Annotated in this window: 13 protein-coding genes and 1 pseudogene; 8 read left to right on the top strand and 6 right to left on the bottom strand. The window is 48.0% G+C overall.

The genetic code is table 11. The annotated features are described in order from the left end of the window. Nucleotides 1–44 precede the first annotated feature (44 nt). Nucleotides 45–3,080, bottom strand: a complete 3,036-nt coding sequence (ydiJ, locus tag ACJJIW_RS02880) for a D-2-hydroxyglutarate dehydrogenase YdiJ (protein WP_444936658.1) — start codon at nt 3,078–3,080, stop codon at nt 45–47. Between the two features lie 241 nt (nt 3,081–3,321). Here ydiJ and ACJJIW_RS02875 point away from each other — a divergent pair, with 241 nt between their 5' ends. Genes ACJJIW_RS02875 through ACJJIW_RS02865 form a run of 3 tightly spaced genes read left to right on the top strand, consistent with a single transcriptional unit; the run spans nt 3,322 to nt 6,706 of the window. After that, nucleotides 3,322–4,284, top strand: coding sequence for a YbgA family protein (locus ACJJIW_RS02875; protein ID WP_108731802.1), 963 nt, complete (start codon nt 3,322–3,324; stop codon nt 4,282–4,284). Next, a complete protein-coding gene (locus ACJJIW_RS02870) occupies nt 4,284–5,234 on the top strand; it encodes a MerR family transcriptional regulator (protein WP_444936657.1) in 951 nt (316 codons plus the stop codon). The genes ACJJIW_RS02875 and ACJJIW_RS02870 overlap by 1 nt, the downstream gene beginning before the upstream one ends. After that, nucleotides 5,231–6,706, top strand: a complete 1,476-nt coding sequence (locus ACJJIW_RS02865; RefSeq protein WP_444936656.1) for a cryptochrome/photolyase family protein — start codon at nt 5,231–5,233, stop codon at nt 6,704–6,706. Before ACJJIW_RS02870 ends, ACJJIW_RS02865 begins: the two co-directional genes overlap by 4 nt. A 21-nt stretch (nt 6,707–6,727) precedes the next feature. On the opposite strand, the gene ACJJIW_RS02860 is transcribed toward ACJJIW_RS02865, so the two are convergent. Further along, complete coding sequence (locus ACJJIW_RS02860) at nt 6,728–6,913, bottom strand: CPXCG motif-containing cysteine-rich protein (RefSeq protein ID WP_444937344.1); 186 nt, start codon at nt 6,911–6,913, stop codon at nt 6,728–6,730. Nucleotides 6,914–7,067: 154 nt separating this feature from the next. Between ACJJIW_RS02860 and ACJJIW_RS02855 the strand changes: the two genes are divergently transcribed. The 3 genes from ACJJIW_RS02855 (at nt 7,068) to ACJJIW_RS02845 (ending at nt 8,956) form a co-directional block, all read left to right on the top strand. Continuing rightward, nucleotides 7,068–7,541, top strand: coding sequence for a hypothetical protein (locus ACJJIW_RS02855; protein WP_444936655.1), 474 nt, complete (start codon nt 7,068–7,070; stop codon nt 7,539–7,541). A 181-nt stretch (nt 7,542–7,722) separates the two neighbouring features. Then, a complete protein-coding gene (locus tag ACJJIW_RS02850; RefSeq protein ID WP_444936654.1) occupies nt 7,723–8,163 on the top strand; it encodes a YqaA family protein in 441 nt (146 codons plus the stop codon). Nucleotides 8,164–8,197: 34 nt separating this feature from the next. After that, entirely contained in the window at nt 8,198–8,956 is a 759-nt protein-coding gene (locus ACJJIW_RS02845; protein ID WP_444936653.1) for a hypothetical protein, read from the top strand. Nucleotides 8,957–9,466: 510 nt separating this feature from the next. On the opposite strand, the gene ACJJIW_RS02840 is transcribed toward ACJJIW_RS02845, so the two are convergent. The 4 genes and pseudogenes from ACJJIW_RS02840 to ACJJIW_RS02825 all read right to left on the bottom strand — a co-directional run bounded on the left by ACJJIW_RS02840 (nt 9,467) and on the right by ACJJIW_RS02825 (nt 11,220). Then, nucleotides 9,467–10,099, bottom strand: a complete 633-nt coding sequence (locus tag ACJJIW_RS02840; RefSeq protein ID WP_444936652.1) for a 2OG-Fe dioxygenase family protein — start codon at nt 10,097–10,099, stop codon at nt 9,467–9,469. Nucleotides 10,100–10,320: 221 nt separating this feature from the next. Next, nucleotides 10,321–10,656, bottom strand: a pseudogene (locus ACJJIW_RS02835) (S41 family peptidase); the annotation flags it as partial. A gap of 33 nt (nt 10,657–10,689) precedes the next feature. Next, nucleotides 10,690–10,863 (bottom strand): S41 family peptidase, encoded by a 174-nt coding sequence (locus ACJJIW_RS02830; RefSeq protein WP_444936651.1) that lies wholly within the window; start codon nt 10,861–10,863, stop codon nt 10,690–10,692. A gap of 138 nt (nt 10,864–11,001) precedes the next feature. Beyond that, nucleotides 11,002–11,220 carry a hypothetical protein gene (locus ACJJIW_RS02825; protein ID WP_444936650.1) on the bottom strand — a complete coding sequence of 73 codons (219 nt, stop codon included), beginning with the start codon at nt 11,218–11,220 and terminating at the stop codon, nt 11,002–11,004. A 670-nt stretch (nt 11,221–11,890) separates the two neighbouring features. Here ACJJIW_RS02825 and ACJJIW_RS02820 point away from each other — a divergent pair. Continuing rightward, nucleotides 11,891–13,090 (top strand): pyridoxal phosphate-dependent aminotransferase, encoded by a 1,200-nt coding sequence (locus tag ACJJIW_RS02820; RefSeq protein WP_444936649.1) that lies wholly within the window; start codon nt 11,891–11,893, stop codon nt 13,088–13,090. Nucleotides 13,091–13,229: 139 nt separating this feature from the next. Continuing rightward, nucleotides 13,230–13,706 carry an Lrp/AsnC family transcriptional regulator gene (locus ACJJIW_RS02815; protein WP_108731811.1) on the top strand — a complete coding sequence of 159 codons (477 nt, stop codon included), beginning with the start codon at nt 13,230–13,232 and terminating at the stop codon, nt 13,704–13,706. The last annotated feature ends 10 nt before the right edge of the window (nt 13,707–13,716 follow it).

The raw sequence follows: 13,716 nt of genomic DNA, 5'->3' as shown, positions 1-13,716 counted from the left end.
CGGTAAGAGACCCGGAGATATGGGCCTCTTACGTCAGTAAATGCCTATTTATCCAGTTGTGCCAGTAGCCCCTGTAGCGGATGGCGCAAGGATACGCCTGCAAAGCGACTGGCCTGGCAACGACAGGAATAGCCGGTGGCCAACTGGTTTTCGCCACTGTTCAATCGGGGCGCCCAGGATTGCTGGAAAATGACTCGTGAGGTCTCTTTGTGATCTGCTTCGTGGCCATAGGTACCGGCCATACCGCAGCAGCCGAGGCTCTCGGTAGCGAGTTCCAGGCCCAGGGCAGTGAAAACATTTTGCCAGTCTTTCACCGAGGCGGTGGCATTGGTTTGTTCACTGCAATGGGGCAGAAGCTGGAAGTTGGCGGGCGCTATGCGGTGGCGCTGTTGTTCCAGGTGCTCCCGCTGGGAAGCCAGCCATTCCTGTAACAAGTGGACCTTGGGTGCCTCATCGCCCATCAGCTTTTTATACTCGGAGCGATAAGTCAGGGTCATTGAGGGGTCGATGCCCACAAGGGGAATACCGCTGGCGGCGAGGTCGTTAAGCATCTGGCTGTTTAATTCAGCGACCCTCTGGAACTGGCGCAGGAAACCGTGGACATGCAGGGGTTTACCGTTGGCGCGGTAGGGCGCCAGCATGGGGACAAAATCGAGCTGCTTTAGCAAGCGCACAATGTCGGCAACCACTTGGGCATCAAAATAACTGGTAAAAGCATCCTGCACTATCACCACTGCGCGACTGCGCTGTGCCGGGCCCAAGGACTCCAGGCAGGCGGCACTGGCGACAGGCACACCCAGCTCCGCCATAGTCGCTTTCAAGGTTTTTTCCGATAACAGTGGGCTGTCCACCATGCCGAACAGGCGCTCCATCAGGAAGGAAACTGGCTTGAGTTTTAGTGGCCAGTTGTATAACTGAGGTAGCTTGGCCAGGTGTGGCATCAGGAATTCCAGCCCACCGACGGCGTAATCTTTTAGCGGACGCAAATAGCGGCTGTAGTAGAGTTCGAGGAATTTGCTGCGAAACTCCGGCACATCCACTTTTATCGGGCACTGCCCTACACAGGATTTACACGCCAGACAGCCTTGCATCGCCTCGTTAACTTCGTGATTGAAATCGTACTCGCCACGGGTTTTTGCCAGGGAATTGATAATGCGCTTGGGGAGTCCGACAAAAAAGGAGCGCTCCCGCAGGCGCTGGGCACTGGAGACCGCATCGACATTTTTTTCACTGAGCAATCGCAGCCATTCGCGCATTAAAGAGGCGCGCCCCTTGGGAGAGTGAATACGGTCGCGAGTGGCCTTGTAGGAAGGGCACATGGCATCGTCGGGGTTCCAGTTAAAACAGGCGCCATTGCCGTTGCAGTGTACACCTTCCTCATAGCCCTCCCAGACTTGGGCGGGAATTTGCCGGTCCCGCTCACCTCGGGTGGATACCTCATCGATTTTCAGCAGCTGGCTGTCATCACTGGGGGTAGCTATTTTCCCCGGATTGAGTTGGTTGCGAGGATCGAAGGCGGCTTTGATTTTTTGCAGCTCAGGATAGAGCTCGCCAAAAAATTCCGGTGCGTATTCAGACCTGACACCTTTCCCATGCTCCCCCCACAAAAGGCCCTTATATTTCTGTGTGAGGGCGACCACCTGATCGGTGATCGGACGAATTTGTGCGGCTTGCCGGGGGTCTTTCATATCAATTGCCGGACGCACGTGCAGCACGCCCGCATCGACATGGCCAAACATACCGTAGTCGAGATTGGCCTCATCCAATACCGTGCGGAACTCAGCGATAAAATCCGCCAGGTTTTCCGGTGGTACTGCCGTGTCCTCGACAAATGGAATTGGGCGTTTTTCTCCCTGGGCATTTCCCAGTAAGCCCACGGCCCGTTTGCGCATGGCCCAGATTCGATTGACCTCGGCGTGGCCTCGGGCAATGGAATAACCGAAACTTTTACCTGCTTGGCCAATAGCTTCATCAATATGAGCGGTAAATTGGGCTAGTGCCTGCTCCAATTCCTCTTCGCTATCGGCGGCGTACTCGACTAAATTAATGCCCTTGACCGGGCGATCGTCCGCTGGGAAAAATTCACTGACGCTGTGCCAGACGATATCTTCCATCGCCAGCTGCAACACTTTGCTGTCCACTGTCTCGATAGACATGGGACCGGCCAGCATCAGGTCTTTGGCGTCGCGTAGCGCCTCTTGAAAATGGTCGTACTTCAAATTGACTAGGGCGACACATTTGGGAATTGGCAACAGGTTGAGTTTTGCCTCGGCGATAAAACCCAGGGTTCCCTCTGAGCCACAGAGAACACTATTGAGGTTAAAGCCTTTGTCGTCGCGAATATGAGCCAGGTCGTAGCCGGTGAGGCAGCGGTTCAGCTTGGGAAACTTTGCTGTGATTAATTCTGCTTTTGTACGCGCGATAGAATCACAGACTTGGTGAACCTGCGCAGAGCGTTTATCCCCGACACTAACTTGTGCCAGCTCCTCATCGTCGATCGGGGCCGAGTGCCAAACCTCACCGCCCAATAATACGGTGTGTAACTCCAGCACGTGATCGCGGGTTTTGCCGTAGACACATGAACCCTGGCCCGAGGCATCGGTATTGATCATGCCGCCAATGGTGGCTCGGTTACTGGTGGAAAGCTCCGGAGCAAAAAAGAGGCCGTGGGGTTTGAGTGCTGCATTCAGTTGATCTTTGACCACACCGGCCTGTACCCGGACCCAGCGCTTCTCAACATTGATTTCGAGGATCTGGTTCATATGGCGGGAGATATCCACAACCAGTCCATCGGTCAGGGACTGGCCGTTTGTGCCGGTACCACCGCCACGGGGGGATAGCACTACCGAGTGAAACTCCTCCCTGTCAGCCAGCTCGGCGAGCAGCTGCAAGTCGCGATTGTCGCGGGGATAGACAACAGCCTGAGGGAGGACCTGGTATATCGAATTATCGGTAGCCAGAACCGTGCGGCTGGCATAACTGGGGGTGGTATCGCCACGGAAACCTGCGTCCTTCAGTTCCTGCAAGAACTGCAAATAGAGCGCCTGAACCTCGTCGACTTCGCGCAATGCTGGAATCATGAGCTAATCCGTACTTTCCGGGAGGTGTGGGCCGCATCGCAGACCGGGGACTGGCGATAATAGTGCGCGCAGCGCTAAATCTCGGAATGAACGCGGCTTTGCATTGTAGCTTTGGTTTGCATTTGCGCAAGCCACGGCGACCTTGCAGGAGATTTTCAAAACTTATACAAAGGTAGAGCTTGTATAAGTTTTAGTGGCAGGCTATAAAAAAGGTAGGCCATTACCTGCTCACCTTGTGACTATGAATATTCAATTCCTGCCGCATAAGATTCCCGTTGGTATCAGCCGCTGTGCCGTGGGTGATCCAGTTCGATATAACGGTAGCCATAAGCACAGCAAAGTCTGCACTCAGCTGCTGGGTAATTGCTTTGATCTGCAAGCTTACTGCCCGGAAGTGGCAATAGGCTTGGGAGTGCCCCGCCCGCCAATTCACCTGATTGTCAGTGATCGCCTGCGCGCAGTTGGGCGCGATGACACCAATATCGATGTGACAGAGGACCTTGAAGCTTACGCAGACGAGATAAGTCCGGAGGTCGAGCAGTTGCGCGGTTTTATCCTGATGCAAAAGTCTCCCAGCTGCGGTGTGCGTACTACCCCCCATTACAAAGAAGATGGTCGCGGTGTACTGGCGCATTCGGCAGGTCTATTTGCTGCGCGTGTGAGAGAGAATTTCCCCCACCTCCCTATGGAGGAAGTAGGGCGACTGAATGCCAGCGATATTCGCGAGAACTTTTTAACCCGAGTATTTGCTTACGATGCCTGGCATCGCTATGTATCGCCGGATCCTCGACCCGCTAAAGTTATTGAGTTTTACACCGCTTATAAGTACCTCTTGCTAGCCCATAGCCAGCCTCTGACCCGTGCCTTAGGTCAGTTTGTTTCCAACTCTCGTGCGGTGACCCCCGAAGAGTTCGCTTATGAAATTCGTGGGCGGATTATGGATATTCTCTCCCAACATGCATCGCGCAAGGATCGAACCAATGCACTGATGCACAGCCAGGGGCATTTAAAGGGCTATTTAAGCCGGGAAGAGCGGGCTGAATTAGCCCAGCTTATCGAGGAGTACCGGCAAGGGCATAAACCGATTTCGGCGGTGCTTACTATGCTCCGTCATTACTTGCCGAGAAGCCCACACCACTTTATCCACAGCCAGGTCTTGCTCGCTGCCGAGCCGGCTGAATTAGGTTTATGTGAATTTCGATAATGAGCGTCATGTCCGACCCAGAAGTTGTTGAAAAAAACTATTTTCCGATTCGTGAGATAGCTCGGAGGACCGGGGTGCACCCCGTGACCTTACGGGCCTGGGAGCGCCGCTATGGTTTACTAAAACCCATGCGCACCAGCAAAGGGCATCGCCTTTATAGTGAAGAGGAAGTCGAGCAGATTGAAAAGGTCCTGCAATGCCTCGCCAGGGGCGTTTCCATTGGTCAAGTGCGAAACTTGTTAGCGAGAGAGCAGGACAAATTGGGGTTGCCAGCGACTACAGGCGATGGAAAAAACAATTGGCAGGCGATGCTGGATGAAACCTCCAGTCTTCTCAGAGACTTTGCAGAACCCCAGCTGCGCCGCCGTCTCGATCAGTGGTTTTCCTCATTCCCTGCCGCTTTGCTATTGGAGCACTGGTTAAAACCTTTGCATGTGCGGCTTGAGCGGTTTCGCCTACCTGAAGCCCATGGAGCACAGACATTTTTCTGGCCTCTGTTAAATGAACAGCTACTCCTGGCTAATGGTATTGCCAGGAAAAACCTGGACAAAGACAAGTCCCAGGCGAAGCCCCGTATTCTTTTACTGGACATTGGCGTTCAGGGCCAACAGGCATTTATACAGATGTTTATTGCGGTACTCCTTGCCGCAGGAATAGAGGTCGTTACCCTGGCTTATCCTGCGGGATTATTGGAGCTGGGAAGTACAGTCAAAAAACTGAGTGCTCAGGGAGTGCTTTGCTATAGCCACAAGGCTCTGCCCAAAAATATTCTTGAACGTGAGCTACCAAGTGCTGTTCAGGGGATGACGGATCCTCTGTGGCTTGCGGGTGATTTTATTGAGGTGCAGCGTTTGGCTTTGACTGAACTGAACCGACTCCCTTTAACAAAAGTACTTGCCGGAAATACAGAGAGTGCAGTTACACAATTGCGGGAGTCTTTAAAGCTATGAGTCGCCCAGTGACTTTGCCGCGTGGCCTGGTATGGCTACGCAGTGACTTACGCCTCAATGATAATTCAGCACTTTACCAAGCCAGTGTGCAATGTAAGGAGGTGGCTGCTGTATTTATTGCCTGTCCGGATACCTGGCAGAGCCAGGATGAAGGCAATCCGCTGGTGACTTTTCGTATCGCCTGTTTGCGTGAATTACAAGATGGATTAGAGGAGCGCAATATACCGCTCTACTTCGTTGAAGTTCCTACTTTTGCTCAGGTTCCAGGGGTTCTTCAGCAAATAGTTGAGCGCCTGAATATCAATGCTCTCTATGCGAATGCTGAATATCCACTCAATGAGTTGCGCCGTGATAATGCAGTAAAAGATTTACTGACAAATGAGGGGGTCCAGGTTCAATTCTATAGTGACCGCACCCTGCTTCCACCGGGAGCAGTAAGAACCGGCGGAGGGGAACCCTACAAGGTGTTTACCCCCTTCAAGCGTGCTCTGATTCAATTGTGTGCCGATAGTGAAGTAAAAACCTTGCCTAAGCCTCGGAAAATTTCTACCCGGGAAAATGAAGCACATTGGCCAAAGTGGCTTTCTTTATCTGAAGGGCAGAAATTGAGCCAAAAGATTCCAACGCAACTGTCGACATACTCGATAGATAAGATCGACGATGCAGGCCTGATTAAAGGTTGGCAAGCAGGAGAAAAGGCGGCACTGAAACGGCTCAAGAAGTTCGGTGGAAAAATATCTGCTTATCAGGCAGAGAGAGACTTTCCAGCACTTGATAGTACTTCCTGCTTATCCCCCTACCTAAATAGTGGTGCTGTTTCGATTCGCCAATGTATAGCAATGGCGTTGGATATGAATGAGGGGCGTTGGCTGGGTGGAGATGATGGGGCGGCCTGTTGGATTAGCGAATTAATCTGGCGGGAGTTTTATACCCATTTGTTGGTGGACTTTCCCCGTCTGAGTAAAGGGAGGCCATTCAAGCAGGAAACTGACCAAATCCCCTGGTCCTACAATAAGGATCAGTTTGAGCGTTGGACTTTGGGGGAGACTGGGGTTCCGATAGTTGATGCAGCGATGCGACAGTTAAATGAGACTGCCTGGATGCATAATCGATTGCGTATGATAGTAGCTTCATTTCTCAGTAAAAATATGCTGATAGATTGGCGCTGGGGTGAGCGCTACTTTATGCAGCGCTTAATTGATGCAGACTTTGCTTCCAACAATGGGGGCTGGCAGTGGACTGCCTCCACGGGTACTGATGCTGCACCCTATTTTCGTGTATTTAATCCTTATAGTCAGTCGCAACGTTTTGATCCCAATGGAGATTTTATCCGCAAGTTTATACCTGAGCTAAAGGAGCTGAGCGACAAAGCCATACACGATCCACCGCCGACTCAAGGCTATCCTCAAGTGATTTGCGATGTGGGGGGTGGACGGAAGCGAGCGATTGAAGTTTTTGCCAATTTGAAGTGAATTTGAGTGCGACAATGCGATTTAGAACGCTTCATCCTCAGTATGAGCCACGATAGATAGCTCGCCATTTAAATCGAGTTCCACAGAGAAAACGACAGGCCTACAGCAAACTTGGCAGTCCTCAGTGTACTGTTGAGGCAAAACTGATGAATCAACCAGTATTTTTATGATTTCACCACAATAAGGGCAGTAAATACTTCTCTCCACTATTACCTCTGGCACAGGATAGCTCCGTCTGGTGATTGTCAGATTTCCTTCTTTAGTCCATGCGAATTAATAGCATAACTATACTTCAACCTTTAGTCAGTCCCCTCTAATTGCAGAGTTACTCAGAAACTCCTCAAAATAGGAAGCGGTAACCATGAAAACTGCTAAGACGCTATTGGTTGTCGTATTTATTGTCTTTTCATCTGAAATGTATGCAAGCTCGCGCAGTGAAGTATCTGATCTTATAAAAAGTTTTTACCGCACACTTAATAGTTCATCTCCGCCAAGTAGTTTGAAGAAATACTTTGCTCAATCCCCTTTATTTTTTATCGGTGAGCAGCCGGGGTTGTCCAATCATCCAGATTTAATTCCCGTAATTATCGGTCAGCTGCGTAAAACTATGGATCTAGAGACATATCCATTTTCCGGATTATATATAGAGAAAATTTATGTTTCAGAAGATGGCTCAGCAACATCGCTTGTTGTTTTTCAGCGATCCAAATCAAAAGAAAGGAGTAGGAAAGCTGCCTGCAATATCTTGTCGATAGCAAAACTGGAAGGTGGCTGGAGGATTATGGGGTGGACATTGATTCCTTCTTCAAGTGAGAGGATCTGTACTTGGGGCTAAGTTAGTCTTGGTAAGGTAAAATGCGTTAACAAGGGTGAATAAAAAAGTAGAGGCTTGTGGCTAGTATCGCCCATCATTGATGAAGGGGTTTATTGGGAAGTCCTCCTTTTTCGATTATAGTGGCACAATTATAAATATAGATAGAAGGAATGCCGAGTTTAGCTGGGCGTGAGTCGTCATTATGGGGTACTTTCTTGAATTTGGATTTTTGGGGCTTTTCGTATCAGCATTCCTGGCAGCGACCATTCTGCCGCTAAGTTCAGAAATTGTATTGACAGGTCTATTACTCCAAGGGCTCTCCCCTTGGGCCCTGATAGTAGTCGCCACTACTGGGAATGTAGCGGGCTCTCTTCTCAATTATGCATTAGGCTATTGGGCCAGTTTGGGCGTGATCAAGAAATGGTTGAGAATGTCTGAAGAGGAGTTTGTAAAGGCTGAACAGAGATTTAAAAAATATGGGGTATTCTCCCTGTTTTTTTCCTGGGTGCCTATTATTGGTGATCCCCTTACTGTAATGGCTGGTATTCTAAGGATTCGCTTGGTTTGGTTTTTGTTGTTGGTTGCCATGGGTAAATGTCTACGCTATCTGGTGGTTTACTATATGGTCTTGCAAGCATCTTGATGCGGATATTAAGTTAATAAGAGAATTTGTTTGAGTGTTCTCACAAAAATTTGAAGTACGAAGAAAAGATATATTTAAAATGAAGTCAGGCTCTCCTTCAGAGCGGCAGCCAATCGATTGTAGCTTTATACTTGATTTGGCAGAAGTGGAACCGGGTATCTACTTGGTTGAGTATCCTAATGCATTTGGCACCTGGTTAACCTCGTTCCAAGGAAACTCCCATCTCCTGTCGAAAGTGGATTTTCTAAATCAGTTTAGTTTCTCCTTTTCTATTCAAGTGGGGGATGGTGGAGAGCTGTCTTTAATCTATAAAGAAGAGGTTGCGAAGTTTTGCTCAGTAATTGAGTATGGGCTTGTTACACAAGGGGTTGATAAGAAAGAATTAGATTTATTGCCTCTAATAGAACAAAATATTTGTAATGAAGTTAAAGTAATTCTTGGTGATTACAAACAGTTTTTAGATATGGAGGAGGGGTTTTACGATATAGAGAATGGGGCCATTAAATGTAGCTCCCTATATATTGGCCAGTATGATGAAGGTACCTATATTGTAACTCTCTCAGGGGTACGAATGGCCCAGAGTATTTCAAGTTCAGACTTAAAGAGAGCTTTTGTTGATTTTGAAAGTGGGGCTTTCCAATCTGTTGATGACTATAAAAATGTAAATCTAAAAGTCAAAAGGGTTTTTGTTAATGCTCTAGGTGAATTGATAGGGTGTGCTAACCATCTGAGAGCTAACTCCAGATTGTATGATAAAAATCAACTTCTTGTAATTGAGAAGTGTGAGCCTTAATGAGTTTATGCAGTTATGGCTCTAGACAGTGAAGGTGGTGGTATCTAAGGTTAATCTTGACAGTTATTTTTTAGAAAATGACATTGTTTAAGAATTTATTTTCTCTGTTGTGATGAAAATAGGTTTAAATCAACATGGTCTGAGTGGTTGTGTCCCGTTATGGAAATGGAGTTAGGTGGTTTGCCGTGTGTTTTAATTGAAAGTTTATCTGACATTGGAATGATTATATTGCCATAGAGTGATCTATAGATGATGTGACTATCCGTGAACTCAAGGCTATACTCGTCTACCTTTCCTTTTCCTGAGTTAAATATTAATAGCCAGAGTGTGGTCAGCACTGGGATTAAGCATAATCCTACTAGATATATTTCTAGGATTTCCGTTTCTTGGGGGGCTTTAAATATATAAGCTAGTGTTAGGTATAGAGATAAAGGTAGACTTATTTGGATGGCCAGTCTTTTGGATCTAAAAATAACTCCCTGTGATCTAGATTGGGTAAACTTCATATTTTTATATATTGATTGTATTGCTGTGTAATGTAATTACCACAACATCTCTAACAGCCTCCCCTGGAAAAAGAGGGGTGATGGGGCTTACGTAGTGTTTGAGTGACCTGTCGTTCAAAACTAAAGCTTTTCCTGGGGTTAGTGTGCCATGAAATATAATTTCATTTTCATCCAAGCTGCTGATGAATGACTCGCCTCCATTGACATTATTCCTATTAATACAATTAATCGCTACATAGTCAAACCCATCTTGGTGAAAACCTTCAGGGGTGGGATAAGCGTTGAATTCATCTGTAGCACGAACTCTTATCTGGTGGCATCCGACCTGATACTCGTTTGCCGGTATATATTGGCTGGATACTAGGTGCCTTACAATGCTCTGCGAAAATATTCTAGCACTTGGTTCCAGTGCGGGGTAGTGACGCTCTATATCCCCGAGGTATTTGTTAATCGTTTTACTTTGCATGAAAATGGTACTAGAGTTCCATTCGATTGAGTTGCCACGATATAATCCTGAGCAATATGTTCGATAACGATATGAATATTGGGATTTTAAATATTCATCTGCTGGGAGTCGAGCAAAGCTGTCCTCAAGATCCTCAGGGATATGTCTACGAATTTGGGTAAACTGAAACATCTGACTTGCCTCATAATACGAATAAGATGAGGTTTACATTAGGATTTTAATGTGAATGACTGTTCTTCAAAATTTTTAAACGCCGTTTTTTGTTTGTAAGATATTAAATTAATCTGGGAAGGGAGGCTAATGACTAGGCCTCCCTCCTGATTTAATAGACTGAATACTTATTGTAAGGAGGGTTAGGTAATTTAAAGGCTAACGAGATCTTGTAGCTTTTGCTAGATTTCTTTTAAATGTTCCGGGTGTGCAGTAGAGATTTTGGCCTCTTGTAAAGCGAGTCTATAGGCTGTTGAAAGTGCTTTCTCCCGAGATGTCTCGATATCTGGTTTTACACCAGTCCCCTCCCAGTTAGTTTTGGTAATCGGATTGACTGCCTTGGCGATAGGGATTGCTATTGTAAAGCCATTCTCAAGGGGGAAGTACTGCCAGGGATTTGCCCCACCTTTGGTTGCCTCTCCAATAATGGTTGCACGGTCCAGGTGCTTTAAATAGTACGCAAAGGCCACTGCTGCTGAAAAGGTATCGCTACTGGTTAAGATATATACCGGGGTGTTTGCTACCTTTTTACCCTGAACCTTTTCCTGACTTCAAATCTCTGTAACATTGCCCGCTGGCTTCCAGTGGATGCTATTGAGGTGGGTGGGTTTATCAAAAAGATAACTGCTGATAAGGCCGCCCATAAAGCCATTACCACCACCATTCTTTCTCAGGTCAAAAATAATAGCGCTAGTATCCTGGATTAATGCCATAGCTGCAGCCACTCAACCTTGGGACTCCTCGTAAACATGGTCAACCCCCCAGAAATCAATATAGCCGATGTTACCCTCTAAAACTTCGACTCAGGTAAATCCAGAATTTTTTCTGCTGAGCTTACTAAACCAATCCTCGTGTTTCGGCTGCTATTGGGGAGATTCTGGATCATCCCAGCTTACGCCAAAGTGTTTATCATGCTTTGTTAAAGCAGATTTAATAATTCCAGCCACTGACTCTGTATTAGTGGCTTGCCTGAATGCCTCTGACTCTGCAACTTTATTTAATGAAGAGTGAATCGCTTCCAGGTTTTCTTGCAGGACATAGTTGGAGGCAATCTTTTTCTCGATAGAATTAATAAGCTCCAACTTCCTTTCCTGAGAAATTTCAGTGCCGATTGCCGTAAGTGAACAGGAGAGCAAAAGTTAGGTTAGTAATTGTTTCTTCTTATCCATGATTTATATTTACTTATTGGTTTTCAGGTGTTAACGATAACACGCAATCAAGTCGTAATAGATAGTCTCCGAAGCCCAAAGCTGGTTAACATTAAGTATATCCAGAGGCGCTAAGGGGCCAGTTTTGCACCTATACCGGGATTGGAGCTTGCCCTCCATCTTTGAAGATTAAAGTTAATCTAAATACAGCGAAAACTTGAGGGAGATTGCTGCGAGCCAGGTGAAAGGGGTATGGGGCGCGGACGGGATGTCAAAAAAGAACATCGTAATGAAGCTTTGTCCATAGCCCTGGGATTTTCCTGGCTCCGGTTAATAGTATTCAATTGCAGTGGGATGGGGTGATACCTTGCTTAAGTTTTACTCATTACTCGCTCTCTCTGGGGCGCCAGGATCGACCTGAGTAACTGAGACTAAAAATCTATTTCTAGTCGCGATCCACGCGAACACACTGGCCCCCGCATTATCTGCGGGAATACCTGAGAAAAGCTCCCTCTAATGCGAAATTGACGGTCATATAGCGGCACCGATTACCCAGATGGTTGTTACCTTAGCCCCTATAAATGGCTGCTAAATAGTGAAAAACGTGACAAATTTTACCCCCAGGTTCAGCTTGCAAAGTGAGGCTTTGAATGGTGAGGACGCCAATGTTTGGGCTGTGAGCGACCGGGCTCACGATCTCGCCAATAAAGGGGAGGATGTCATCTTTCTCTGTGTAGGTGATCCCAACTTTGACACCCCCGAGCCGATCCTCGACTTTGCCCGTGCTCGCCTGGGAGTGGGGCGCACCCACTATTCCCCTGCGGCCGGGGAGCCAATGTTGCGCAGGGCTATCGCGGATATCGAGAGCAAGGTCTCTCCCCACCCCTGTAATCCAGATGATGTTGTTGTTTTCCCCGGTGGAACCAACGCTATCTACGCAGTACTTGCCTGCCTGCTAAACCCCGGTGAGGAGATAGTAATTCCCGAGCCGATGTATATCGGCTATGTCCCCATTTGTGATGCCTTGCGCCTCTCCGTAAAGCGGGTGACTTGCCCGGCGGAGACTAATTTCGCTTTTGATGTCGACGCTATCAAGGCCTCCATCAGCGAGCAGACCAAGGTCGTTATGATCAATACGCCGGTAAACCCGACTGGCGCGATGGCTACCCCTGAACAATTGCGCGAGTTGGCGGCATACTGCCGCGAGCGCAATATTTGGCTGGTATGTGATGAAGTTTATTCAATGATCACCTTTGCCCGTCGCCACACCTCTCTGCGTACGGCTGCGGAGTCGCTGGATAATATTGTTGTGGTTGATGGCTTGTCCAAATCCCACGCCATGAGTGGCTGGCGCCTGGGGTGGGCAGTGGCTCGTGGTCCCCTGGTAGATCGTTTGATTGCTTTTGCAGGGGCGACAATTTTTGGGTGCCCGCAATTCATCCAGGAAGCCGCTGCCTTTGCCCTGGAGTTTGATAGCTACTTCGTGAAGCAGATGCGGGATGCCTATCAGCAGCGTCGAGACCTGATTGTTGAGAGGATTGGCCTGATACCAGGCTTGAGTTGCTACAGCCCTGAGGCTGGGATGTTTGTAATGGTGGATGTCTCCAAGGTATCCAGCTCAGGGCAAACCTTCGCTGAAGCCCTTTTGGATGCTGAGCGGGTCTCGGTACTGCCTGGCGCGCCCTTTGGTAGCAGTTCAGTGAATCATGTTCGCCTCACCCTGGCGGCTGATGAGGCCGAGTTGTCGCGGGCCTTGGATCGCATTGAACAGTTCGTCACCAGTGGTAACCGCCAGGCCGGTTAGGCCTTTGCCGGGAGGCTGGTTGTCGCCAAATTCGCCTTTGAAGTGATGACAAGTTTCCCATGCCGGTGGCTGTAATGTTTATGCCACCGGCGAATACCGCTATCCTTGCCCCCTTTCAGATTCAAAAGAAAATAGCTCCGTGAAAATTGACCGGCATAATTTGCGTATTTTGCAGGCCCTGCAATCAAACGCACGTACAAGTAACCTGAATTTGAGTGAAAAAATTGGATTATCGGAAAGTGCCTGCCTGGCCCGGGTTAAACGCCTGACCAGTGAGCGCTATATCCGCGAGTTCTTTGCCGAGATAAACCTGGATAAAGTTCGGCATGCAGAGTTTTATGTAAACGTTGCGCTTAAGCGGCAGGATGCCCGTACCAGTGAGAACTTTCGCCGCATTATTAGCGATATTCCACAGATTGTTTCCTGTGTGAAGATGTCTGGTGAGTTCGACTATATGCTGCATTTCGTCTGCCCAGACGCAGCAGATTTTAATCGAGTCTCAGAGCAGTTGTTGGCCAATGAAGAGGCGGCGATTTCCCGTATGACTTCTCATTTGGTGATTGAGAAAACCAAGCCTTTTACCGGCTACCCACTGGAACTCTTGTTTCAGGACTGAGCCTTAAATT

The sequence above is a fragment of the Microbulbifer maximicatervae (SeqCode) genome (assembly GCF_052467815.1).
Note: the sequence above shows the minus strand (reverse complement) of the source record. Positions and strands in the feature narration are given on the sequence as shown.